The sequence below is a fragment of the Pseudomonas sp. WS 5021 genome, from assembly GCF_012985535.1.
In the GTDB taxonomy this organism is placed as follows: Bacteria; Pseudomonadota; Gammaproteobacteria; order Pseudomonadales; family Pseudomonadaceae; genus Aquipseudomonas.
Genome location: NZ_JAAQWP010000010.1, coordinates 78,639 through 103,552 on the forward strand (window position 1 = coordinate 78,639; position 24,914 = coordinate 103,552).

14 protein-coding genes and 1 pseudogene are annotated in these 24,914 nt (G+C 57.1%); 11 read left to right on the forward strand and 4 right to left on the reverse strand.

The window, feature by feature from the left end; genetic code table 11:
- Positions 1 to 532 precede the first annotated feature (532 nt).
- The 11 genes and pseudogenes from HBO19_RS25205 (at position 533) to HBO19_RS25255 (ending at position 17,054) form a co-directional block, all read left to right on the forward strand.
- Positions 533 to 1,900 (forward strand): YfjI family protein, encoded by a 1,368-nt coding sequence (locus HBO19_RS25205; RefSeq protein ID WP_048377115.1) that lies wholly within the window; start codon positions 533 to 535, stop codon positions 1,898 to 1,900.
- Positions 1,884 to 2,243: a hypothetical protein gene (locus HBO19_RS25210; protein ID WP_048377114.1), complete on the forward strand. Its 360-nt coding sequence runs from the start codon at positions 1,884 to 1,886 to the stop codon at positions 2,241 to 2,243. The genes HBO19_RS25205 and HBO19_RS25210 overlap by 17 nt, the downstream gene beginning before the upstream one ends.
- Entirely contained in the window at positions 2,221 to 3,201 is a 981-nt protein-coding gene (locus HBO19_RS25215) for an integrase domain-containing protein (RefSeq protein ID WP_048377113.1), read from the forward strand. The genes HBO19_RS25210 and HBO19_RS25215 overlap by 23 nt, the downstream gene beginning before the upstream one ends.
- Positions 3,198 to 3,470: pseudogene (locus tag HBO19_RS25220) on the forward strand (hypothetical protein); the annotation flags it as partial. The gene HBO19_RS25215 and the pseudogene HBO19_RS25220, both read left to right, overlap by 4 nt.
- 328 nt (positions 3,471 to 3,798) lie before the next feature.
- Complete coding sequence (locus HBO19_RS25225; RefSeq protein WP_048377111.1) at positions 3,799 to 6,294, forward strand: class I SAM-dependent DNA methyltransferase; 2,496 nt, start codon at positions 3,799 to 3,801, stop codon at positions 6,292 to 6,294.
- Positions 6,287 to 7,573 (forward strand): restriction endonuclease subunit S, encoded by a 1,287-nt coding sequence (locus HBO19_RS25230; RefSeq protein WP_048377110.1) that lies wholly within the window; start codon positions 6,287 to 6,289, stop codon positions 7,571 to 7,573. Before HBO19_RS25225 ends, HBO19_RS25230 begins: the two co-directional genes overlap by 8 nt.
- 1 nt (position 7,574) lies before the next feature.
- Positions 7,575 to 9,227, forward strand: coding sequence for an ATP-binding protein (locus HBO19_RS25235; protein ID WP_070413828.1), 1,653 nt, complete (start codon positions 7,575 to 7,577; stop codon positions 9,225 to 9,227).
- Positions 9,228 to 9,304: 77 nt separating this feature from the next.
- The gene (locus HBO19_RS25240; RefSeq protein ID WP_070413829.1) at positions 9,305 to 12,631 is read left to right on the forward strand and encodes a type I restriction endonuclease subunit R; all 3,327 of its coding nucleotides are present in this window, start codon (positions 9,305 to 9,307) and stop codon (positions 12,629 to 12,631) included.
- A complete protein-coding gene (locus HBO19_RS25245) occupies positions 12,628 to 13,329 on the forward strand; it encodes a SprT family zinc-dependent metalloprotease (protein WP_048377107.1) in 702 nt (233 codons plus the stop codon). Before HBO19_RS25240 ends, HBO19_RS25245 begins: the two co-directional genes overlap by 4 nt.
- 5 nt (positions 13,330 to 13,334) lie before the next feature.
- Positions 13,335 to 15,713 (forward strand): AAA family ATPase, encoded by a 2,379-nt coding sequence (locus tag HBO19_RS25250; protein WP_048377106.1) that lies wholly within the window; start codon positions 13,335 to 13,337, stop codon positions 15,711 to 15,713.
- Positions 15,714 to 15,725: 12 nt separating this feature from the next.
- Positions 15,726 to 17,054 (forward strand): McrC family protein, encoded by a 1,329-nt coding sequence (locus HBO19_RS25255; protein WP_048377105.1) that lies wholly within the window; start codon positions 15,726 to 15,728, stop codon positions 17,052 to 17,054.
- Positions 17,055 to 17,412: 358 nt separating this feature from the next.
- Here the strand turns inward: HBO19_RS25255 and HBO19_RS25260 are convergent, their stop codons facing one another.
- Genes HBO19_RS25260 through HBO19_RS25275 form a run of 4 tightly spaced genes read right to left on the reverse strand, consistent with a single transcriptional unit; the run spans position 17,413 to position 24,883 of the window.
- A complete protein-coding gene (locus tag HBO19_RS25260) occupies positions 17,413 to 18,324 on the reverse strand; it encodes a restriction endonuclease (RefSeq protein WP_170058517.1) in 912 nt (303 codons plus the stop codon).
- Positions 18,325 to 18,351: 27 nt separating this feature from the next.
- Positions 18,352 to 21,552, reverse strand: a complete 3,201-nt coding sequence (locus HBO19_RS25265; RefSeq protein WP_170058518.1) for a DEAD/DEAH box helicase family protein — start codon at positions 21,550 to 21,552, stop codon at positions 18,352 to 18,354.
- Entirely contained in the window at positions 21,552 to 22,910 is a 1,359-nt protein-coding gene (locus tag HBO19_RS25270; RefSeq protein WP_170058519.1) for a restriction endonuclease subunit S, read from the reverse strand. Before HBO19_RS25270 ends, HBO19_RS25265 begins: the two co-directional genes overlap by 1 nt.
- Positions 22,907 to 24,883, reverse strand: coding sequence for a class I SAM-dependent DNA methyltransferase (locus HBO19_RS25275; protein ID WP_170058520.1), 1,977 nt, complete (start codon positions 24,881 to 24,883; stop codon positions 22,907 to 22,909). The genes HBO19_RS25270 and HBO19_RS25275 overlap by 4 nt, the downstream gene beginning before the upstream one ends.
- Between the last annotated feature and the right edge of the window lie 31 nt (positions 24,884 to 24,914).

Below are 24,914 nucleotides of genomic sequence, written 5' to 3' on the forward strand. Positions count from 1 at the left end.
CGCTCGCTTCCAATTAGGCGCGCAGTCACGCCCAACGTGATCGAAGCCAACTTATCCACAGTGCAAATGCGGCAGCCCGCGCCCGTCTCTTTCTCCAGGAAAGAGACGGGCGCCGAAACCACTGCCGCAGCCCTTGCCGGGCAACACATTGCAGCGTTTGTCCCTGTGACAATCGGCGTGACAAACCCCGATGTCACCCGCAGCAGCAATGCAGATGATGGTGCCGCATCCCACGGAATGGACTGCACCTGACTGACAGTCAGGCACGCCCCGGTCATCGCATCACTGCCTGCAACAGACTCAGGATTTCGCGGCGCTGGTCTCGTCAGCCAACGCAGCCTCCACCCGCCCACTTCAGTCGAAGTGTTCAGGAGGCCAGATCATGAGATGCCCAAGCTCCCGGTCGTAAAGAGCCGCCCGTCCCGCGTAAGTGGACAACCCTCACAGGCTGCAGGGGCCTTGATCCCTGATAACACTCAACAACCGTGGCGGGGAGAGTGAGGGGGAAATTCGAAGCACCAGGAGAATGACGATGCAATTGTGCGAAGTGTTCGACCTGCCACAGCCGCTTCTGGAATACCGGCCCGAGCCGCTGGTGTATCCAGTCGAAGCGTTGGGACAAATCTTAGGGCCAGCCGTCGAACGTATGGCCGAGGTGATCGGCGTGCCCTGTGCCATGGCGGCGCAATCGGTGTTGGCCACTGCCGCCCTGGTGACCCAGTCGCATGCCAATGTGCATCTCGATGGCCGTGTTTATCCGTTGTCCCTGTACATGCTGACGGTGGCATCGTCGGGTGATCGTAAAAGCGCAGTGGATCATCTGGCGCTAGCATCTGCACGTGAGTGGGAGCGGAGGCAGTGGACTTTGTATTTGGAGCAACTGAAAGCCAATCGCGCCGCCATTCGAGGAAAGCACGAAGCTCGTGAGTTATCCGACCCCGTCCCGCCCAGGTTGATCATCGCCGAGCCCACCATTGAGGCGCTGATCAAAAACCTATGCCAGGGCTTGCCCAGCATGGGGTTATTCAACGATGAGGGCGGACAGTTTTTAGGCAGCAGCACTATGAGCAAAGAGAACCAACTCAAGGCCATCACCACCCTGTCAGCGCTCTGGGATGGCAGCCCCATCGACCGGGCGCGCTCCATGCCTGGCGAAAGCCTGCGAGCTTATGATCGTCGCCTCAGTCTGCATCTGATGCTGCAACCTTACCTGGCCAACCAGCTACTCACAGACCAGATGATCAATGGCCAAGGCATCCTTGGCCGTTGCCTTATTAGTTGGCCCGAACGCCTTGTGGGGCGGCGCTTGTACAAGGCAGTCGACCTAACGCGAGATGCCAAAATCCTGCGTTACCAAGCACGCATCATCGCTCTGCTGGATAAGCCGATGTCGTTGCACAAGGATGATTCACTTAACCCTGACAGGCTGGAACTGACACCCAGCGCGCGCGCTGCCTGGATCGATATTCACGACACCATCGAATGCCAATCTGGTGAATTTGGCGAGCTGTCCGGCATTCAATCCGTCGCGGGTAAAGCAGCCGCCAACGTACTGCGTATCGCCGGGGTATTGGCGGTGATTGAAGACGCGCATGCAGTGGACAAACCCCATATACAGCGTGCCTCGACGCTTATGGATTACTACCTGGCCGAAATCCAGCGCCTGACGGAGCAAGAGCCCATCAACACTTTACGCGAGGAGGCGGATCGACTGCTGCGCTGGCTGACACAAAAAGGCTGGACCCAATTTACCGTCCGCGACCTCAACCGCAACGGCCCCCGTTTTGCCCGCAAAAGCAGCCGTCACACCATTACGCTACTGGTCGAATTGATCTCACATAGCTGGCTGGACTCTCATGACGGAAAGACCTTCGAGGTGCGCCATGTTCCGCCTCAATGATGCGGTGCGCCGTTATCAGGCGCAGCATCAGACTCGGCCTGCGTTGCGGAGTGTCGCCACTTCCGTCGCCGCCTTGTCGCCATGCTTCAGACCAGCAACTAAAAGGGTTGTCGCCACTGTCGCCGTTGTCGCCATCCCCGCCTTAGGGCCTGTCGAGATCGGCCAACTGATCCACCAACTGCGCGAAGAGGGAGCAATGTTGCGGCATCAGCAAAACGCCCTGATTATTCGTCCCACACATTGGCAACAAGTGAACAAGATCAGCGCCCACTGGAAAGCAGTGCTGCGCTTTCTGCAAGACACGGAAAACGGTGAAGCCGATGGCATTGGTCGGCCGGCGTGATGGCCGCAACTTTGGCTACGGCCGTCAGCTCAGCTATGCCGGCCCACAAGCGCTGAAAGATATGTTTGCCGGCGGCCACTTCGCTACGGTCAAAGCACACAGTGATCGCTGGCAGGCTTTCGTGAAGTGGTGTCGGTCAGCGGATGGCCCCGGTTACAACGACGCCCGCCAGATAGATCGCAGTACCTTGCACAGCTACGCCACACACCTGCGTCAGCAAATTCAACAAGGTGAAATCTGCATCGCCACCGCGCAGAACCGCCTGAGTAGCGTAAACCGTACCCTCGCAGCACTACGCGGCGACCAGTACGTGAAAATCGCCAGCCCGAGTAAGGCACTCGGCATGCCGCGATCAAGCGTACGCATCCGCGCACCGGATGGCCAAGAGCACCAACAACTGAGTCGAGTGATTGAAGCGCTTCGCGAACAGCACCACCACCGCGTCGCTGCGATTATCTGCTTGGCCCGCGCAACCGGCATGCGCTTGCGCGAAACGATCTTGGCTGACCTGCCACGCTTGCAACGTGAGGCTAAACACTTAGGCCGCATCAATATTCAGGATGGGACCAAAGGCGGCCGGGCTGGCGCTTCAGCTCCGCGCTGGATCATCGCAAATAACGAGGTTAAGGCAGCCTTGCAGATGGCTCATCACGCTTCGCCACCCCACAGCCGCAATTTGCTGGCCCAAGATGAAAGCTACGCCAAGTTCCAGCAACAGACGGTGAGGCCAGCCCGTGAATTGCTTCAGAAGCTGGGACTGAAGGGGGTTCATGAATTGCGAGCCGCTTATGCGTGCGAGCGTTACGCACAACTCACTGGCCACGCGGCCCCCGTCAACGGTGGCCGATGCTATCTCATCGACCACGCTCTGGACCAAAAGGCGCGACGGCAAATCAGTCTTGAGCTTGGGCATAACCGGATCGATGTCATTTCGGCCTACATTGGAGGTCGAGCGTGACCAAACCCTTCAATATGGAGCTGTTCCTGAGCGGCGTAATGACTGGTTCAAAGGTCACGCAGCAACGTCACCTACGGCAAGCTCGATTCATGCAAGTGGCCATTCAAGAGCGCTGGCAGCGTGATAATCCTTGGACTTGGCAGCTTAAGCATGTGCGCTGGTTTCTCACTGAGTATCTGAAAGATCATTCAGACGCCACCCGGTATTATTACCTACTCACGGCTTCATTGGTCTGGAAGCGATTAGGGAAGGACCGAGACTTGGTGATCGCCCCTGCCGTGTGTCGCAACTTGCTGACAGTGGTTTGCTCAGGTGATCGTAAAAGCGCGGTGGAGCAAGTACCCCTGCAAGCCGTACGCGACTGAGAGATACAGCAAGTGGGTCATTTTTGGGGAACAGCTCAATGCTCAACGCGCTGCAATGAGCATCAGCGCGAATCACCGACATGAAAAAGTCAGTACAACTAGCGCTAGACGCCCAACCTGGCCCGTGTAACCGAGACTGCTCAGTGCCGAGCTCGGATTGAGATACAATCCCCGGCATTTAATACCATGGGGACCGGCATCCGCTCCCTGGGTGCCCACAAGAGATTCCGCAATGCCCCTCACGCTGCAACAACTGGAACGCCATCTGTTCAAGGCTGCCGATATTCTTCGCGGCAAGATGGACGCCTCGGAGTTCAAGGAATACATTTTTGGCATGCTGTTCCTCAAGCGCTGCTCCGACGTATTCGAGGAGCGGTATGAGCAGGTCGTTTCCGATGAAATAAACGCCGGCAGGAGCAAGGCCGAGGCCTTTGTCTCGGCGGAAAATCCGCGCTGGTACAAGCGCGATGGTAATTTCTGGGTGCCCAGCCATTCACGCTTCCACTATTTGCTCAACGAAGCGCACATCAATGTTGGCAACTTGCTTAACAAGGCGCTGGGCGGCATTGAGGAAAATAACGTATCCCTGGAAGGAGTGCTGGAGCACATTGACTTCACTCGCAAGGTCGGCCAGAGCAAGATTCCCGATCAGAAGCTGCGCCAACTCATTACCCACTTCGGTGAGGTGCGTCTGCGCAATAGTGACTTCGAATTCCCCGATCTGCTTGGGGCAGCCTACGAATACCTGATCGCCGAGTTCGCTGACTCGGCCGGCAAGAAAGGCGGTGAGTTCTATACACCACGCTCTGTTGTGCGTCTGATGGTTCATCTGCTCAAGCCGACTCTGGCTCACGATGTCTACGACCCCTGCTGCGGCTCGGGCGGCATGTTGATTGCTGCCAAGGAATATATCGACGAGCACGGTGAGGACGGCCGCAAGGCCAACCTGTTCGGCCAGGAATTCAACGGCACCGTCTGGTCCATCGCGCAGATGAACATGCTGCTGCACGGCATCAGCAACGCCTGGCTGGAGAACGAAGATACCCTGGCCGACCCTCGGCATATCGAGGGCGGCGAACTGCGCCGCTTCGACCGCATCCTCACCAACCCGCCGTTCTCCATCAACTGGGGCCATACCGAGAAAAGCCCGGATGGCAGCCTGGCCTGGAACCCGACATTCCGCGAGCAGCGCTTCCGCTTCGGCGAGGTGCCACTGGGCTCGAAAAAGGCCGACTTGATGTTCCTGCAGCACATGCTTGCCGTCACCCGTGACGAAGGCATGATCGCCACCGTACTGCCCCATGGCGTGCTGTTCCGGGGCGGAGAGGAACGCGGCATTCGCGCTGGCATTATCGAAAACGACCTGCTCGAAGCCGTGATCGGCCTGCCGGCCAACCTGTTCTATGGCACCGGTATTCCCGCCTGCATCCTGATCCTGCGCCAACAAAAGCAGGAAGGCGCCAACCGTGTCAGCGCCAAGCCTGCCGAGCGCCAGGGCAAGGTGCTGTTTATCAACGCCGACCGCGAGTACTTCGAGGGCCGTGCGCAGAACTACCTGCTGCCCGAGCACATTGAGAAAATCACCACTGCCTTCGACGAATTTCGCCGGATCGACGGCCTTAGCGACGTGGTGGATATCGCCACATTGCGCGACAACGACTACAACCTGAATATCCGCCGTTACGTGGATAACGCACCACCACCCGAGCCACATGATGTGCGTGCTCATCTGCTGGGTGGTGTGCCCAAGACCGAAGTCGAAGCGAAAACGCCGCTGTTCGCCGCCCACGGCCTCGACCCTCATGACCTATTCATCGCACGCGATGCGCAGTATTTCGACTTTCGCGGCGAGCTGACCTGCCGCGTCGACCTCAAGCCAGCCATCGAAAGCAACCCCGGCCTACAGGCGAAGGAAGCCGCCCTGCGTGATGCCTTCGAAACCTGGTGGCACGTACACAGCCCGCGGATCACCGCCCTGGCTGGGAAGCTGGATAACAGCGCTGCCCTGGTCGAATTGCGCGGCGAGCTACTGGACAGTTTTAGCCAGACGCTGGAAGGCATCGGCCTGCTCGACCCTTTCCAAGTCAGGGGCATCGTCGCGGGCTTTTGGTACCAGAGCAAATATGACTTCCTTGGCTTGATGGCCCGCGGTTGCCGGGGCGTAATCGACGCTTGGCGCATCAGCATCATCACCGCTCTGGAAGACAAGGCCAGCAAGCAAAGCCCGCTGGAGCACAAGCTGGTGAAATTCCTGCTCGGTGATTTTGTTGCCGCGTTGGCCGAGCTGGAAGCAAAAAAGACCGAACTGGATAGTCAGCTCAAGGCCGCATCCCCACCCAAGGGGGAAGAGGCTGACGAGGCCGACAGCTCGACGGATACCGATGACGAAGAAAACACCGTCGACGAAGCCCAGCTCAAGGCCTGGAAAGCCGAGTTGACCAAGGTGAAGAAACAGCTCAAAACCCGGCAGGAGAACTTCGCCAGCCACCTGAATCAGGCCGTCGACGGGCTGGACGAGCAGCAAGCCGCCGAACTGCTGCTGACCATCCTGCACAACGATATGCAGGCCATCGTCGAGCGCTATATCGCCGCCCAGCGCAAGCAGATAGTCGCCGCCTTCGAGAACTGGTGGGACAAGTATCGGGTGACGTTGAATGAGATCGAGCACAAGCGCGACAAGGCGGCGAGGGCATTGCAGGGATTCTTTAAAGGACTGGGATATGTCTGATCAGTGGCAGCAACGCAGCCTAGCCTCACTTGGAAGCTACGAGAACGGTTTCGCATTCAATGATTTGCATTGGTCCGAGCACGGTCTGCCAATCATCCGAATAGCTCAAATTACCGGTAGCCAAGGCATTGTTGATCGCTTTCCCGGCCTGTTACCGGACAGCTACCGAATTGATGACGGTGATCTGATCTTTTCTTGGAGCGGAACACTCGCAGTCGTGCGTTGGGCTGGTGGCTCAGCATGGCTGAACCAACATCTCTTTAAAGTTGGGCCTGCTGAAGGGATTGATCGCTCATTCCTGTTTCATGTGCTGCAAGCGTCTGTTGCTGAAATGGGCAAGCGGACACATGGCAGTACGATGAAACACATCAAGCGCGGAGAGCTTCGAGAGTTTTTTGTTGAAATACCGCGCATCGAGAGTGAACAGAGGAAGATCGCCCAAATCCTCGACACTCTCGACACCGCCATCCGCGAAACCGAAGCGCTGATTGATAAGCTCAAGGCCCTCAAACAGGGTCTGCTGCACGACCTGCTGACCCGCGGCATTGACGCCAACGGCCACCTGCGCCCACCACAGAGCGAAGCGCCGCAACTCTACAAGGAGTCAAAGTTGGGGTGGATTCCGAGGCAATGGGAGGTGGTCCCGCTGGGTTGTTGTGCAGATATCGCAAGCGGTATAACCCTTGGCCGCACCTTAAACAGCCCTGTCGCGATTGAGCTTCCATATCTGCGAGTGGCTAATGTCCAAGATGGCTACCTTGCCCTGGGAGAAATAAAGACTGTCTCGATCCTGCCGTCAGAGCTGAACCGCTTTGCTCTGAAAGTAGGTGATGTGCTGATGAACGAGGGTGGAGACTTCGACAAGTTGGGTCGGGGGGCCGTATGGGAGGGGCAGATAGAACCCTGCCTGCACCAGAATCATGTTTTCCGCGTGCGCTGTGATGACTCAAAGCTATTGCCTGCATTTTTGGCAGCCTACTCCAGCTCTGTGCGTGGAAAGAGCTACTTTGTCCAAGCATCGAAACAGACAACCAACCTGGCCTCAATCAATTCGACGCAGCTGAAAGCATTTGGCATTTCTTGCCCATCAGTCGCTGAACAGTTGCTTATTACCCAACGCCTGTCGACCTTCGATAAGAAAATGGCAGTCGAGCAGAAGGCACGGGAAAAGTTGCGCCAGCAAAAGATCGGCCTGATGGACGACCTGCTATCCGGCCGCGTCCGAGTCAACCCGCTGCTGGAATCTATGCAACAAGCTGCAGCACAAACGGAAGCCTGATATGCCACAGCGCCTGCCACCTCGCGAATCCCTTACCGTCGAGTTCAAAAGCGACCGCATCAAGCTCCCCGACCGCGAACTAATCGAAGCGCTGGTCTGCCTGGCCAATGCCGAAGGCGGCGAGCTATGGCTAGGCGTCGAGGACGATGGCACACCCACCGGCCTGCATGCGGAGCATCACCTGCTGGAGGGCCTGGCCGGCATGGTCGCAGCGCGCACCTCGCCTTCGCTGAACGTACAGGCCGAGGCGATCGACCTGGATGGCGTGACCGTAGCGCACATCCATGTGCCCAAAGCCCAGAGCGAAGTGGCCACCACCAGCGGCGTCTATCTACGCCGCCGCTTGAAGCACGACGGCACGCCCGAATGCATAGCCATGCTGCCCCATGAGCGCAGCAGCCGCGCAAGCAGCTTTGGCCTGCTCGATGTCTCCGCCCAGCCGGTGGCCGGTGCCACCTTGGCCGACCTCGACCCACTGGAGCGTGAGCGCCTGCGCCAGGCGGTGCAGCAATACGGCGGCGACCGCGTGCTGCTGGAACTGGACGACGAAGCCCTCGACGGCGCGCTGCTGCTCACTGCGCGCCAGTCCGATGGCTCGCGTGTGCCAACCCTCACCGGCCTGCTACTGATCGGTAGGGAAACCTCCCTGCGCCAACTGGTGCCCACCCACGAGTTCGCTTTCCAGGTGCTGGCCCAGCAGGCAGTGCGCTTCAATGAATTTCGCCGCTTCCCATTGCTCAAGGCACTGGACTGGCTGGAAACCAACTTCCGTCCCTACAACCCAGAGGAAGAACTGCAGGTAGGCCTGTTCCGCGTGCCAGTGCCCAAGGTTGACCTCGGCGCCTTCCGTGAAGCCGTAGCCAATGCCTTGGTGCATCGCGATTACCACGGCAGAGGCGCGGTGCATGTGCGCCTGGAGGACGATGCTCTGGTGGTTAGCAACCCCGGTGGCCTGGTCGATGGCGTGACCCTGGCCAACCTGCTGGTGACCGAACCGCGCCCGCGCAACCCGGCCCTGGCCGACGCCATGAAGCGCGTCGGCGTAGTCGAACGCTCCGGCCGAGGCGTGGACAAGATTTTCCGCGGCATGCTCAAATTCGGCCGGCCGGCCCCGGACTACAGTTACACCACCGCCCAGAGCGTGGTGCTGCGCTTACCCACCGCAGAGGCCGACCTTGACTTCCGCCGCCTAGTGGTCGAGCACGAGCGCGCCACCAACGCCGAGCTGCCCATCGACAGCCTGATCGCCCTGGCCGCCCTGCGTGAGACCAAGCGCGTCACGGCCGACGAACTGGCCGTACAGATCCAGCGCGACACCGCCAGTGCCAAACGCACCCTGGAAGCCCTGACCGAAGCCGGCTTGGTCGAGGCCCACGGATCTACCCGAGGGCGCAGCTACACTCTGTCAGCCAGTCTGTACCAGGCCGTGGGCGACAAGGCCGGTTATACCCGCCAGGCAGGCTTCACACCCATTCAACATGAGCAGATGGTGTTGAACTACGTGCAGCAGCATGGGCAGATTCAGCGCGCTGAAGTAATGGATCTTTGTCGGCTTTCGCCTGATCAAGCGGCAAAACTGCTCAAGCGCATGAAAGACAAGGGCACACTGATACAGCAAGGTGAACGACGCTGGTCGGTCTATAAGCTCGGCTAAAAATTCTATGAGCCGCTATGAGCCGCTATGAGCCTGTATGAGCCCATACACGCCTGAACTGGATTAAAGGAGTAACCGTGGGCTGGGAATTGGATGACGTCGAAAAACCCTTTGTGGCTCAGTTACAGGGGCTGAACTGGAAGCATATCGAGGGCAGCCTCGACGACCCGGCCATCACTGGTCGCAGCAGTTTCAGTGAAGTGATTCAGCGAGCTGCACTGGCCGAGCGCTTGCGTACCATCAACCTGCGCGACGGTCAGCCCTGGCTGGATGAGCAGCGCATTGCCGAAGCACTGGCGGCCATTACCCGCGTGGGCGCCGGCAAGCTGATGGAAGCCAACCAGACAGTCACTGAGCTGCTGCTCAAAGGCATCACGGTCGATGGCCTTCAGGGCTGGGAAGGCGGGCGCGGTCAGACCATCCAGTACATCGACTGGGCCAACCCGGCCAATAACCACTTCAGCGTGGTCAACCAGTTCCGGGTGGATTGCCCACCGGGGTACAACAGCGGCAAGAAATTTATCGTCCCCGATCTGGTGTTGCTGGTGAACGGCATCCCGCTGGTAGTGGTGGAGTGCAAGAGCCCCTCCATTCCAGAACCGCTGGCCGAAGCTGTCGATCAATTGCGCCGCTACAGCAACCAGCGCAAGGCAGCCTTCGAGGTCGAGGAAAACGAGGGCAACGAGACTCTGTTCGCCAGTGTGCAGCTATTGGTCGCCAGTAGCTACGACGAAGCACGGGTGGGCTGCATTGGGGCCGGCTTCGGGCATTTCTCCCAATGGAAAACCGTGGTTGGCCCGGAAGGTAGCGGCAGCGAGCAGTCAGTAGCCGAGCAGCTAGGCAAAGCCAAACTGTCCGAGCAGGAGCGCCTGGTGGCAGGCATGCTGACGCCGGCCCACCTGCTCGATCTGATCCGGCATTTCATGCTGTTCATGCAGGTTGGCGGGCAGACCATCAAGACGGTCTGCCGCTACCAGCAGTACCGCGCGGTGAACCGCACGGTGATCCGCATGAAACGCGGGCAGACACGCCTTGAGCATGGCGAGAGCGACCAGCGCGGCGGCATCGTTTGGCACACTCAAGGCTCAGGCAAGAGCCTGACCATGGTATTTCTGGTGCGCAAGATGCGCACGGATACACAACTGCGCCGCTTCAAAATCATCGTGGTCACTGACCGTAAAGACCTGCAAAACCAGCTCTCCGCCACCGCCACGCTGAGCGGTGAACTGCCGGAGGTGGCCTCCAATATCCAGGGTGTTAAAGCCTTGGCACGTCGCCAGGGCCCCGGCTTGGTATTCGCCACCATCCAGAAGTATCGCAATCCCGAACAGGAAGAAGATGGGGAGGCGTCGATCCCTACGCAAGCTACTGCACCCCTCAAAGCCGCAGAAAAGCGCGCGCCCTACCTGGTAAGCAAACCATTCGAGGTGCTCAACCACGACGAGAGCATTCTGGTATTGATCGATGAGGCGCACCGCACCCAGGCCGGCGATCTGCAGGCAAACCTGCTGGCGGGCCTGCCCAACTGCGTGCGCATCGGCTTTACCGGTACACCGATCATCATGGGCGATAAGAAACGCACCCACGAAATTTTCGGCGCGTTCATCGACAAATACACCATCAAGGAAGCCGAGGCAGATGGCGCTACAGTGCCGGTGCTTTACGAAGGACGCACTGCCCAGGGCGCATTAAAAGATGGAGCGAGTCTGGATGAACTGTTCGAGGATTTGTTCCGCGAGCACAGTCAGGACGAGCTGGAGCTGATCAAGAAAAAATACGCCACCAAAGGCCATATCTTTGATGCCCCCGCGCTGATTGCAGATAAGGCGCGCGACATCCTCAGACATTACGTCACCAATATCCTGCCCAATGGCTACAAGGCGCAGGTGGTAGCCTATAGCCGGATTGCGGCAATCCGCTATTTCCACGCACTGCAGGCCGCCCGCGATCAGTTGTTGGCCGAGGCCGAAGCGTTGCCAGCAGCCGACAAGGACCTCGACGATGAAGCACTGTGCCAGCGGCCACCCAAGCTGCAGGCGCGCGTGCAGGCGTGGCGCTATCGCGACAGGCTACGCAGCCTGGAATTCGCACCGATTATTTCCGGCTCAAATAACGATCCGGCCGAGTGGAAAACCTGGACGGATGGCAGCAAGCACGAGCAGTTGATCCAGCGCTTCAAGAAGCCGCTGAATCATGAGCAGCCGGGCAAGACCGATCCGTTGGCGTTCCTGATCGTTAAGTCTATGTTGCTCACCGGCTTTGACGCCCCCATCGAAGGGGTGATGTACCTTGACCGGCCAATCAAGGAAGCCGAGCTGCTGCAAGCCATTGCGCGGGTCAACCGTACTGGTTTCGGCAAGCGCTGTGGCATCGTGGTCGACTACTACGGGGTCGCCAACCACCTGCGCGAAGCCCTGGCAGCCTATGCCGACGAGGATATCGAAGGTGCGCTGAGTAGCATTAAGGACGAGGTGCCGGTGCTGCGCGATCGTCATCTTCGCGTGGTGGATGTGCTGCGTCGCCAGGGCATCGAGTCGCTGGAAGATGCCGAAACCTGCATTGCCGCACTGGAGTCGGAAAAGGTGCGCGCCGAATTTGCGGTAAAACTCAAAGCATTCCTAAACTCATTGGACACCGTGCTGCCACGCCCCGAGGGCCTGCCCTTCGTCAAGGATGCGAAGCGCCTGGCCTATATCCATGCACGTGCGCGCGGGCGTTACAAGGACCTGCCGCAACTGGGCAAGGATGTCGGCGCCAAGGTGCGCAAACTGATCGACGATCACGTTATTTCGCTGGGCATCGACCCGAAGATTCCGCCGATCCAGCTCACCGATGCAGACTTCGAGAAGCAGTTGTCGCGAAGCGTCAACGACCGCGCCAAGGCCTCAGAGATGGAGCACGCCATTCGCTCGCATGTGCGCAAGCATACTGATGAAGATCCAGTGCTCTATCGCAAGCTGTCCGAACGCCTGAACGAGCTGCTCAAGTCGCTGGGCGAGCAGTGGGATCAGTTGGTTGAACAGATGCAGAAGATCATCAACGAGCTGCGCAGCGGTCAAATGAGCGATGGCTACAGCCCCCTGGATTTGCCCGAACACTATGCACCCTTCCTGCGCACCCTGCTGGATGTGGTGTGTGCCGACGCCAATCCGCAGCCCGCCGAGCTGCTGCGTTTGAAGGATGTGACAGTGGAACTGGTCGATCTGTTGGTGGGCGAACTCCAAAGCCACCGCGATATCTGGAGCCCGCGCAAGCGAGCAGCACAGGAGGAGCTCGCCGGGCAGCTATTTGATTACCTGATGCGACTGCGTCCGCCCTTGGTGGATAGCGATACGGCGGGGGTGCTATCTGACCGCCTGATGGATCAAGCGAGAGCCAGCCATGAACGGTTGATGCAGCTGTGAGCAATCAAACCCTCATCGTAAACGATCTGCAACTGACGCTACGCCGCAGCGCGCGGCGCAAGACGCTACAGATCACTGTCGAGCGTGACGGCGCACTTATCCTGTCTGCTCCGCCAGAGGTTGAGGAGCAAGCGCTGCGGCAATTCGTAGCGGAAAAAAGCTTCTGGATTTACTCGCGTCTTGCCGAAAAGGAACGCCTGCAGCGCTCAATCCCCGCCAAGGAATACGTCGACGGAGAGGGGTTTCTGTATTTGGGACGAAGTTATCGCCTCAAACTGGTTGATGAGCAGGATGGGCCATTAAAACTTTCTGCTGGTCGCTTCCGCCTGCTGCGTAGCGAACTGCCAAGAGCCCGCGAACATTTCATCCGTTGGTATAGCGAACATGCCCGCAGCTGGCTCGCCTTACGAGTCGAGAACCACCAAGCGCGAATGGACCTGACCCCCAGCGGTGTGCGTGTGCAGGATCTGGGCTATCGCTGGGGCTCATGCGGTAAGGGCGCACAGCTCTATTTTCATTGGAAAACAATCCTACTGCCCAAGCCCATTGCGGAGTACGTGGTGGTGCATGAGATGGTGCACCTGCAAGAGCCACATCACACCCCAGAATTTTGGCTCCGCCTGGAACGCGTCATGCCTGACTATGCACAGCGCAAGACATGGTTGGCAGAACATGGAATTGATGTTGAAGGAATCTGAGTACCATGACGGACTATTTCACGAGCAACCACTTCGAGTTGTTGAACAAGTGGGCAGGACACAAGCGTGACGAGTCCAACCCCGAGCAAAACCAAGCTTACGATGATCTGAAAAAGGCCTATGCAGTCACACAGGCATGGGCTAACAAACTCAAGACCACGCTGTTTCCAGTAGGGCGCGTCGAAATTCGCAAGCGGCCTACCAACCAGGGTAATCATTTCTCTGGCTACAACTGGGCGAAAATTTACCCCTCACCGGAAGCGCCTAAGGAACTGGCCATTACCGTAGGGATCGATGCCGACGACGGCTTTGTGGTCAAGATCGATACCGTCGGGCTGGGCGAGTCTAGTAAAACGCGCAAAACCTACTTAGCCCTGCGAGGTGACTATTACAACGCTCCCTTTGTAACAACAATGCCCGCAGGCGATGGTTTGGAAAAATCGCTGGACCAGCTCACCGAATGGAGCGCTGAAGCCATCCGCAACTTCAAGCTGCATTACGAAGAGTTAGTAGCCAAAATGAATCTGAGTAAGTCACTGGACGACGAAGACCTGCTCAAGCACTTCGACAGCAAGCCAGCGTTTCAGACCTTCCGCGCCTCATGGACTCCAGAGGACAAAGCGGAGTTCTGTCGATTGGCGCGTGCTGTACATATGGCCGGCTTGGACTGGTGGCACTCGAGCAAAGATATTCAGGTGCGATTTGGCCGCAAGAACCCCGGAAGCGAACGGGCGATTGGCGTACTTGGCATTGTGCGGGGCACGCGAGTGCGGAAGCTCTCCTGGAAGCGTGAGGTGGGCGCCCTCCCCATCCTCCACCGTGAGCCGCTAACTAATGAACTGCTCACGAAGGTTGAAGCATCCCTTGCCGACAAGCATGATTTACCCAACGACTGGCTATTACTTGAAGCCGAACGACCTGGACTATGGCCGGATCAACTGAGGGACGATCCGGTGGAAGACAACGATGAGACTGGCGAAGACGACATTGCTGATTCTGATGCGATAAGGCTTCCTCTCAATCGTATCTACTACGGCCCACCTGGCACAGGCAAGACATACGAATTGTCGAAGCTAATGAAGCGAGAGTATGAGCAAGTCACGACCTCGGTATCCAAGGAAGAATGGCAAAATCAGTTTGTGAGCGAAAGGATTGCGAGCCTTACCTGGTGGGAGGCAATCGCAGCAACTCTGTACCACTTGGGCGGAAAAGCAAGTGTCGATGTCTTGCTTGATCACCCATTCATGAAATCGATTGCCGCCGCCAAAAGCACGAACAAGAGTGTGCGAAACACCGTTTGGGGTGCTCTCCAATACCATGCTATCGAGTCCTCCGAAACCATCAAGATGAGCAAGCGAATGGCACCGGCTGTCTTCGATAAGCTATCGGACTCATCATGGATACTAACTGGAGACTGGGCGGACGCAGCTGCCAATCTGAAGCGGCTGGTAGACGAGTACAATGCCGGTCCTCCCTCAGCCGAATACATCAAGCGTTACAGTTTCGTCACCTTCCATCAATCTTACGGGTACGAGGAGTTCGTGGAAGGTCTGCGTCCGGTTCTCGAAGGCGATGCGGAATCCGGTGAAGTCCAATACGAGATCCGCGCTGGTGTCTTCAAGGACTTGTGCCGCAAAGCACGTATGGCGCCAGATCAGCAGTTCGCGATGGTGATCGACGAGATCAACCGGGGAAACATCAGCAAGATCTTTGGCGAGCTGATCACTTTGATCGAACCTGATAAACGCGAAGGTGCTAAAAACGCCATCTCGGTGACGTTACCGTATTCCGGAGAGAGTTTTTCGGTACCAGCCAATGTCGACATTGTCGGCACTATGAACACGGCAGACCGATCCCTTTCGTTGCTGGACACCGCGTTACGTCGCCGATTCGAGTTTGTGCCGTTAATGCCGGACGCTCGCGACGAGCCAGGCGCGCCGCTTGCAAACCTCCGAGTCAGTCTGGGGGAGCAAGTAATGGATGTGCCTCGTATGCTTGATGCAATAAACCAGCGCATCGAGATGCTCTACGACCGCGACCATTGCATCGGCCATGCGTACTTCACAGCATTAGCGCTAGTGCCTGATGGAGACGAGCGATTTGTAGCCCTGCAACAGGTGTTCAGCACACGTATTCTGCCCCTGCTCGAAGAGTACTTTTTCGAAGACTGGCAAAAGATCCGCCTTGTCTTAGCAGACAATCAGAAATCCCAAGCCGCACGCTTTATCGTTGAGGGTGAAGATCAGGAGGATGATCTGGCTCGCCTGTTCGGCAGCGATCATGGCATGGACAGCTATTCCACTAAGCGCCACTACGCTCTGCAGAAGGCTGCGCTCTCTAATCCGGATGCCTACATTGGCATCTACAAGACGCTGTCGACCTGAAGGCGGAGGCACGTGAGCGGAATATCGATTTACGAATTTGACGTGTTGATGGCAGCGACTTCGACTGGCTCGTTGTCCGAGGGGCTGCACATTGTCCCGGATACGGTCTACGCATGGCTAGAACGCCAGTGCCTGCGGGCCTCCAACAACAGTAAGCCAGCGTGGCTGCGCCTGACTCAACGGCGCGGGCATCGAGCCGTTCAGGTCACTAGTTTTGTTGGAGTGATACGTGCACCAGACGGTTACCAAATCGAGGTACTGCCGAAAGTCGGAAAAGTAATAGGTGCGGGCGCCTCGAAGGCTCGTCAGCTGTTGATCGAAATGCTCTGCTGCCTTCAAGAGTTTCGCCACCTCCAAACTGACACCGCCAACCTCGCCGCGGCACGAATGCCCTTACTGGAAGTTTTTATTGCCGAGTTCCTACGCACCGTCGGGCATATCGTCAAACAAGGCCTGCGCAGCACCTATACCACTCAGCAAAGCAACCTGTTTGCCCTTCGCGGCAAACTGATGATGGCATCCCATCTGCGGCAAAACCTTTGCAGGGCGGACCGGTTCTTTACAGAGCACGACGAGTTCTCGATTAATCGTCCGGAAAACCGTTTATTACACACCGCATTGCAACGAATCCTGCAACTGACGGCATCTCAGACACATCAGCAACTGGCTCGAGAACTGAGATTTGTCTTCGCAGAGGTCCCGATTTCAGCAGACCCTAATATGGACTTCCAGCGGGTACGCCTTGAGCGGGGCATGGGTTACTACGAAGAAGCACTCGCTTGGTCAAAGTTGATTCTAGAACAGCAATCACCCATGACAGGCCGCGGAGGCAATCACGCTCCGTCGCTGCTGTTCCCAATGGAGGCAGTGTTCGAAGCGTTCGTCTCCAAGCATATAGCGAAGCAACTGGCGAGGCCGCTTCACCTGAAAACCCAAGCACGCAGCCATCACTTGGTTCGCCATCAAGAACAGAATTGGTTTTGTCTAAAACCAGACCTGTTGATCAAGGATGCCAAGAAAGATGTGCTGGTTCTCGATACAAAGTGGAAACTGCTCGATGGTCTCAAGGCAAATGGGACGAATAAATACGGCCTCGCACAGGGTGACTTCTATCAGTTGCAGGCCTATGGGCAAAGCTATCTGAATGGGTCGGGAGATGTGGTGCTGATTTACCCTAAGACTGGGGCATTTGATCGACCGCTACCAGTATTCGAGTTCCCCAAGACAGGTGGGCTGCGGCTATGGGTACTGCCTTTTTGCTTGAAGTCACGCCAGCTGTTGGTCCCTAGCGATGCGCCGTTCAAAATGGTGTTCAAAGACTTGTTTGAGCGGGTTACTTAAGTAGCGGGCTGAGCTGGGTTTGGCAAACCCGCGAGAGATGGCCTCGTTAGCTTGGCCAGTTCGGATAAACAGATGTTCTTGTCGGCCATGCCTACAGGACGGCAATGAGGCATGTTGCTCAATTCAGCTCTGCCTGTATTCCAACTGGTATTCCAGAAAATTTTACAAACCCAAATTAGTCATTTAGATCAAATGCCTAAGTAATGAATTCAACTTACCCCGGCTCCACCAAATAAGCTATACAAATTAGGCACTTAGCGCTTAGCAAAAGTGCCTTTTTTGTGCCCGTCAGATTTTTCTTAACTGGGTAGTACCCGTTTTGTGACAGCCCTCTCTCCGCGGCTAGCAGCGTTGCTGATTACTCACCCGCAAAGTAATCACTGTCCAACTGCTTCACCTCATACACCTGCTTAACGCTCACGCCCAGGTTGTTTTCCACCATCAATCGCGCCAGCTCGACACCGTCAATCAGCACTACTTTGATATCCAGCCCCAACGCGGCAGTGCGGGCACCATCGGAGAACTCTGAAGTGGTGATAAACACACCCTTGCGCGCACGCTGGCGGGTAAGCGCACCGATAAATTTGTCAATTTCCGGACGATGTACCGTGTTACTCCAGCGCTTAGCCTGCAGGTAAATAACATCCAGGCCGAGTTTGTCCTCTTTGATGATGCCGTCGATACCATCATCATTGGTCGCCTGGGTCGCTTTACCGGCCTCCTTGCGCGAGCCGCCATAACCCATGGCGATCATCAGATCGACCACCAACTGTTCAAAAAAGCTGGGAGTGGCTGCCAAAACTTGTGTCAGCAGCTCGTCTGCAAGGGATTGCACCAGTGCCTGATGCGCCTCTGACAACTGTTCGTCAGGCGTGGTTTCGGCAATATCGACGTTCAGCACGGCCGGCGCATCAACAGATTGCGGCTTGGCCGTATGAAAGTCCGCAAACTCAGGAAACTGCTTCAACCAGCTCACTGTGATGCGCTGCGGACCATCGGCCAAGGCGTCGAGTCCGCGCGGAGTAATCTGCACCAGTCCCTTGGCAGGAATGCATAACAGCCCCGCCTTATTGAGATAGGTGCGAGCCCAGCCCACACGGTTGTTGATTACCGTCTGGTGGCCGGAGGGCAAACGTTCCTTACGTTCGTCCTCGGTCAGTCGGAACTGATCAGCCACTCGCTCGCGCAACTCATTAAGAGGCAGCGGCGCACCGCTCTGCACAGTAGCCAGCACCGGCCGCATAACACTTTGAAAGTCCGGAATTGCCATCTTCACTCCTATCCCTGCTAGCTACTTTCAGGCACCGCGTACGTCGCTATTATCGAGAGCAGCCGCAGTTTTGAGCATCTTCAAAATCACCAACGCAAACGCCCGGCTCTTAGTCTCGTTATCCAACACTTCCAACGACAGTTTCTCGTGATCGGTCATGGCATCAAGCACGGTGTCGAGCACGCGTTTGGGGAACAAACCGTGCATCACTTGATCGACCGAGTGGTTGTTCACCTGAGCCATTACATCCTCCTGGCGGCTGATGCGCTGGGCGATGCCTGTGAGGAACTGCAACTGATCATCATCGCTCACTTCTGCACCGAAGATATCATTCAGCGCCTCGATGATTTCTGACAGACGCTTCTTCTCCGGATCATGCGGCTTACCACTACCTACGTCGCTACCTGGCTTGAGGTTGTATTCGCCGGTTTCGTCGCTGAGGCGTAACTGGTGTGCGGCACGCTTGCTCAGACGATAGTGGCTCAGTTGCAGCTCGCCGACGTCCACATCGTCTTGTAGTAGACGATCTACCCGTAGTAGCGGATGCAGGTGCTTGGCGTACACGCACAGTTGCTCTAGTTCGCGATCTTCGTAAGGCACGATCTGCGACAGAAACTCGTACAGGCGCACAAAGCTTTGCAGGTTCTTGCGGAACAGGTCGAGCTGATCGATCTGCTCGCCAGTTTCTTTCAATGCGTGCTCGGCTTTTTTCAAACCAGCGCTATCCCCATTGGCTTCGGCAGCGCGCTTGTGATCCAGCGCCTGCTGACGAGAATCCAGCGAGAAGGCATAGCGCTTAGCAAAACGCTCCTTGGCCGGCACGCAGTAATAACTGAGCTTGCTGGCTTGCGCCTTAGGGTCGAAGAAGGCTAAAGCGAACGCTTCGACCTCTTGCCAGTGATAGATGCCCTCGGCATCCAGCTTCTTCTGCAGGTCATAGATGATCTGCGGGTCTGTTACGTCGGTCAGCTCGGCCTTGGTGTAGTACGGTAAGAAGGCGTCGAGAATATCCTGCGGCTCGTTAAAGAAGTCGAGGATAAAGGTTTGCTTGTTGTCACCAAAGGTGCGGTTCAACCGTGACAGAGTTTGCACGCAGTCCACGCCTTGCAGTTTCTTGTCCACGTACATGGCGCACAACTTGGGCTGATCAAAACCGGTTTGATACTTGTTGGCAGCGATCATCACGTTGAAGTCTTGGGTGTCGAAAGCGTCCGCTAGATCGCGGCCATTCAGGCCCGCGTTGAGCAGGCTGCTGTTTTCCGTGACCTCTTCGGGGATAACCTCATCCGGCAACACGCTGCCGGAGAACGCCACCAGCGGGTGCACATCGTTGTAACCCATTTGCTGCACATAAGCTTTCAATGCCAACTGATAACGGACAGCTTCTTGACGGCTGCTTGTCACTACCATGGCCTTGGCCTGACCATTGAGCAGACCGCGAATGTTCGCGCGAAAATGCTCGACGATTACCTCGACCTTCTGACTGATGTTGTACGGGTGTAAACGCACCCAGCGCGCTAACTTGATGCGAGCTTTTTTGCTGTCCACCTCGTCGTCTTCGCCATCCGGATGGGCGATCTTCCAGGCGGTGCTGTAGGTGGTGTAGTTGCGCAGCACGTCGAGGATGAAACCCTCTTCAATTGCCTGGCGCATGGAGTACAGGTGAAAAGCCTCCGGCTTATTGCTGGCACTGGCCGGCAGCGTCGGGTCGGCCGGGCGACCGAATAGCTCCAGGGTCTTGGCCTTGGGTGTGGCGGTAAAGGCGTAGTAGCTGATGCGCTCATTCGGTTGGCGTGACTGCACGGCGGCGTCCAGCAGCTCTTCGACGCTGACTTCTTCACCCTCCAGTGCATCGCTGCCGAGAATCTGTTTCAGCTTGCTGGCCGATGAGCCGGTTTGCGACGAATGCGCCTCGTCGGCGATTACCGCATAGCGCCCGCTGGCCAGCTTGGGATATTTGTCCAGCGCATCGAACAGCGCCGGGAAGGTCTGGATGGTGACGATGATGATGCGCGTCTGCTCGGCCAGCGCTTCGGCCAACTGTTCGGACTTGCTTTGGTTGCCGACATCCCGGCTGATCGGTTTGACCACACCCTGGGCGTGCTCGAACTGGTAAATAGTGTTTTGCAGTTGGCTGTCCAGCACCGTGCGGTCGGTGACCACGATCACCGAATTGAACAGGCGCCGGCCGGCATCGTCGTACAGCGAGGCCAGTTGATGGGCGGTCCAGGCGATGGAGTTGGACTTGCCCGAGCCGGCGCTGTGCTGGATCAAGTAGCGCTTGCCTGGCCCTTCCGCACGGGTGGTGTTTATCAGCGTGTTGACCACTTCCCACTGGTGGTAACGCGGGAAGATCATTGTTTCCTTGGTCACGGGCGTGCCGTCGAAGCCTTCGCTGGTTTTCTTCTCCAGGTGCAGAAAGCGCCCCAGCACCTTGAGCCAGGCGTCCGGCGACAGCAGGCGTTGCCATAGGTAGCTGGTGGCGTACTGGCTGTCATCTTCAGGCATGGGGTTGCCCGCGCCGCCTTCCGCGCTGCCGAGGTTGAACGGCAGGAAGAAGGTCTCCTTGCCCGCCAGTTTGGTGGTCATCGCCACCTCGTTCTGGCCCACAGCAAAGTGCACCAGTGCGCCGCGCTTGAAGGTCAGCAGCGGCTCGGGCTTGCGCGTGAGCGGGTCTTTTACCGGGCGATCTTGGCGATACTGGCGCTTGGCGTTTTCCACCGACTGCTTGAACTCGCTTTTCAGCTCCAGGGTGGCGGTGGGAATGCCGTTGACGAACAGCACCAGATCCAGCCGTGGGTTGTAGCTCTGCCCGCCGCTAGCGGCATCACGCGCATGCGGCGAGTAGGACACCTCCGGCACCACGCGCAGGCGGTTGCACTGGTAGCGTTTGAGGGTGTCCGGGTTCATCCCGTGGTCGGGCTGGAAGCTGCACAGCTCGACCTTTACCGCCGGCAGCTTAAAGCCGTGGCGCAGCACATCCAGGGTGCCGCTCTGCTCCAACTCGCGCACCAGCTTTTGCACCAGCACGCTATCCGGATCATTAGGGTTGGCCTTGGCGAACTTGTCCCAACGCTCCGGCCAGGCGTCCTTGAAGTAGCCCAGCACATCCTCGGTATACAGCGCCGTGCGGCGGTCGTAGCCACTGGCGGTGCCGACCAGCCAGCCTTGGACGGCCAGGGCGTCGATAATGTCCTGCTGAAATTGCGCTTCCTTGCTGTCCGCCATTACACGGCCTCTTTTACTAATTTGGGAGTTGGCACGCTGGCGGGTGGCTGCCAGGCGCGCACGTCGATTTTGCCTGTGACGGCGGCGGAGATCAGGGCGGAGCGGCGTTCTTTTAATAGCCCCATTGTGCGCCATGCTTCGCTAGACAATTGGCGTGCAGCTACGCACTGCAATTGCAGAAAACCAGCAATAAGTGCTTGCTCTTCAAGTGGAGGGAAAACGCCAACAACCTTTGTAAGATTTTGAATTGACAAGCGAGGCAAGCCCGCGCCTTTCACAAAACCGTCTACCTGCTGGGAAACTACCCAAGACTGGCACAGGAAGTCGAGATATGTTGGCAGTAATTCCGCTCTGTTGGGCCTGATAATAATCAGTGAAGACGCAACGACAAAATCTGGCGAATTTTCACCGACTACAATAGTCCGGCCTATAGTCCCATCCTTGCTAAATAGAACATCACCGGTCGCTGGCTGGCAGCCTGTTTTTACTAGGTACTCATAACTGGCAGCAGAAGTTCGAAGACAACCATCAAAGTCTATACCGTCGTCTGATACATCTCTGGTAGAGACAAAGCAGTAAACCCCGCTTTCCGTCTCAGGAGAAATATGCGCACCATCAGTAATCAGATCACATCGACGTTTAATTTGAGTGATTTCCCAATGTGCCGGTACCTCTCCCAGCCACTTCACACCGGAGCCTTTCATCGGCACCGTGGGGTCGAGGCCTTTGGTGACGGCATGGGAGATCACGGCCTGGCGCTTTTCCTTGAGCAGCTCGATCAGGCGCTGCTGCTCTTCGATCAGCGCGTCGATGCGAGCGGTTTCGTAATTGAGGAAGCGGGCGATTTGGGTTTGTTCAGCCCGCACTGGAGCAGAAAACCTCACAGAGCTAATAAGCTCCTGATTAAGCAAGGTCGCGCCGTAGATATTTTCTCTGCCATACCTGGGAATAAATTCTGGGGCGGCGTATTTCCAGTATTCAAGATCAAGTGGCCCGCAAGGGAGAAACCCTGCTATCGCTTCGTTTGTATACGAGTCAATTGTTAAAAAGGCGATTTTCCCCACAGACAGCTTGAACGAAAAGAGCATGCTGCCAGCAGGAACAACTTTTGCACCTTTATCTTGAACCGCAAGGTGGCTGATTTTCGATTTCGTATCCTGGACGGACATCTGTGTCATGTCCGCAATCGTGACCCAAGGTAAATCACCGTCGTAGTATTCATCCTTGCCTGATGGCGGCGTCCAACCGACCACGAAAGGGATATCCCTTGCAATCTTCCTATCCACCCAATGTGAAGGAACTTCAGGCAACCAATCAAAACCAGATTGTTTGTATTCCGGATAGGCAGGAAAGCTCATGCTGACAGCTCCTCGATCATCTTTTTGATGATGTTGGTGCAGGCTTTTAGGTCCCGGTCGATTTCAGCCAGCGGGCGTGGCGGCTGGAACACATAGAAGTGGCGGTTAAACGGAATCTCGAAGCCGACAATGCCAACCTCGCCGTCCAGTGCATCGGTTTTGCTTTCGTCGATCCAGGCATCCGGCACATGGGGGAGGACTTCGCGCGTAAAATACTCGTACACCGACTCGCCCAACGGCACATTCTCGTTGTCGCGCAGGCCAGCATCGGCTTCTGGTTGGTTCTTGGTGGTGCAGATATCCGCCTCGGCGTCGCGCTCGCTGAGGGCATTCAGCAGGGCTTTTAGCTCCGGCGTGCTGAGACTGACGCCGTGTGTGGTCAGGGCTTTCTTCAATAGTTTGCTGAACTGCTCACGGTTGCGGTGCAGCACTCTGGCGTCCATCGCTTGCAGGACAGCCAGCAGGTGCTGCTGAGCGGCGCTGTCGAGCTTCTGCAGGGCTTTTTCTTCCAACACCTTCGCGATGCGTTCGGCGCTGGTCTGAAAGTTCAGGCGCAGCGGGCGTTCGACAGTGATACGCCGATAGCCGAAGGCGTCGATGGGGAAGATCTTGCTCTGCGCGCTGTGCTCGAAGCTGCCATATAGGCGCACCAGCTCGCTGATTTGATCCTCGGTGATGTACTGGCGCTTGCTGCCCAGCGACTTGCGCATTTTGGCGTAGTGCTGGCTGCCGTCGATCAACTGAACCTTGCCCTGGCGCGCAGCGGCTTTGTGGTTACTGAGTATCCACACATAAGTGGCGATGCCGGTGTTGTAAAACATGTCCGTCGGCAGAGCGACGATGGCTTCGACCAGATCGTTCTGCAGCAGGTAGCGGCGAATCTCCGACTCACCCGAACCCGCACCACCGGTAAACAGCGGCGAGCCGTTAAGGATTATGCCGATGCGCGAACCACCGTCGCGCGGGTCACGCATCTTGCTGACCAGGTGCAGGAGGAACAGCAGCGAGCCATCAGACACCCGCGGCAGGCCGGGGCCGAAGCGGCCGTCGAAGCCTTTGTGGCTGTGCTCGTCGGTGATCTGCTTCTGCACCTTCTTCCACTCCACGCCGAAGGGCGGGTTGCTGAGCATAAAGTCGAAGTGCTTGCCAGCCAGTTGGTCGTTGGACAGGGTGTTGCCGAGCTTGATGCTGGCCACGTCTTGGCCCTTAATTAGCATGTCCGCCTTACAGATGGCGTAGGACTCAGGGTTGAGCTCCTGGCCGTGCAGCGACACGCTGACCTTCTCGCTGATGGACTGGATGTACTCATCGCCCTCAGACAGAAAGCCGCCAGTGCCGGCGGTTGGGTCATAAATGGTGACGATGCTATTAGGCGCGAGCTTGTGGTCCTGATCGGTGATCACCAGCGAGGTGGTGAGGTGCACTATATCGCGCGGGGTGAAGTGCTCCCCGGCGGTTTCGTTCGAGCTTTCCGCAAACTTGCGGATCAGCTCTTCGAAGATGATGCCCATACCAAAGTTGCTGATGAACTCGGGGCTCAGATCCGTGGCAGCGAATCGCTGCACCACCTGATACAGCAGGTTGGCGGTTTCCAGTTGCTGAACGAAATCTTCAAAGTGGAAATGCTCAAAAATCTCGCGAGCATCCTTACTGAACGCCTGTACGTAGCTCATCAGATCGGCGGCGGTCTGGGTATCGGACAGCGTCCCAAGGGTCAGCGGCGAGCCATTGAAGAACTGCTGACCGGCAGCGCGGAGCAGAATCATCTCACGCACTTGGTCCGGACGGCCTTCCTGAGCGAAGGTTTGTTTGATCACCTCAACTTTGGTCGGCGCAAGTACGCACTCCATCCGCCGTAACAGGGTGAATGGCAGGATGATGCGACCGTATTGCGATTGTTTGAAGTCACCGCGCAGCAGATCGGCAATGGACCATAGAAACGCGGCCGTCTGGGAATGATTTTCCGTGTTCACGCAATAACTCCTTGGAGTACGGGCAAAAACG

Excerpts from the sequence above, each read along its gene's own strand:
- HBO19_RS25205 (WP_048377115.1), top strand. The coding sequence starts at position 533 with ATGCAATTGTGCGAAGTGTTCGACCTGCCACAGCCGCTTCTGGAATAC.
- HBO19_RS25210 (WP_048377114.1), top strand. The coding sequence starts at position 1,884 with ATGTTCCGCCTCAATGATGCGGTGCGCCGTTATCAGGCGCAGCATCAG.
- HBO19_RS25215 (WP_048377113.1), top strand. The coding sequence starts at position 2,221 with ATGGCATTGGTCGGCCGGCGTGATGGCCGCAACTTTGGCTACGGCCGT.
- HBO19_RS25225 (WP_048377111.1), top strand. The coding sequence starts at position 3,799 with ATGCCCCTCACGCTGCAACAACTGGAACGCCATCTGTTCAAGGCTGCC.
- HBO19_RS25230 (WP_048377110.1), top strand. The coding sequence starts at position 6,287 with ATGTCTGATCAGTGGCAGCAACGCAGCCTAGCCTCACTTGGAAGCTAC.
- HBO19_RS25235 (WP_070413828.1), top strand. The coding sequence starts at position 7,575 with ATGCCACAGCGCCTGCCACCTCGCGAATCCCTTACCGTCGAGTTCAAA.
- HBO19_RS25250 (WP_048377106.1), top strand. The coding sequence starts at position 13,335 with ATGACGGACTATTTCACGAGCAACCACTTCGAGTTGTTGAACAAGTGG.
- HBO19_RS25260 (WP_170058517.1), bottom strand. The coding sequence starts at position 18,324 with ATGGCAATTCCGGACTTTCAAAGTGTTATGCGGCCGGTGCTGGCTACT.
- HBO19_RS25265 (WP_170058518.1), bottom strand. The coding sequence starts at position 21,552 with ATGGCGGACAGCAAGGAAGCGCAATTTCAGCAGGACATTATCGACGCC.
- HBO19_RS25270 (WP_170058519.1), bottom strand. The coding sequence starts at position 22,910 with ATGAGCTTTCCTGCCTATCCGGAATACAAACAATCTGGTTTTGATTGG.